At 56.9% G+C, this 262-nt stretch carries 1 protein-coding gene; it reads right to left on the reverse strand.

Annotated elements, in window-relative coordinates; all coding sequences use genetic code 11:
• Window positions 1-262 (reverse strand): hypothetical protein (locus SB659_RS19785; RefSeq protein ID WP_410551647.1); only part of this gene is annotated, 262 nt, incomplete at its 3' end.

The raw sequence follows: 262 nt of genomic DNA on the forward strand, positions 1-262 counted from the left end.
TTAATTGCTGGAAGCGCTTGATGTAGCCAGCGTATTCCACCGGCGCCGTAACAGGGGAGTGGTTGCGGTAGTGGGGGGCCAGTAGTGGATTAAGCAGCCCCGCTACGTGGTAGGCCACATCGTGTTGTGCACGCACTTTAAATGGCGAATGGAAATGCGTTGGCTTGGGCAGCTCAGGCAGCGCTTTGCCTGTTTCAAAAAACCATGTGGGGTCGCGAGGTAACAGCGAGTGGCCGTTTACGCCCCCACTCTCAAGCGTCAC

It is taken from the genome of Arthrobacter sp. SIMBA_036 (genome assembly GCF_046535135.1).
GTDB lineage: Bacteria > Actinomycetota > Actinomycetes > Actinomycetales > Micrococcaceae > Arthrobacter.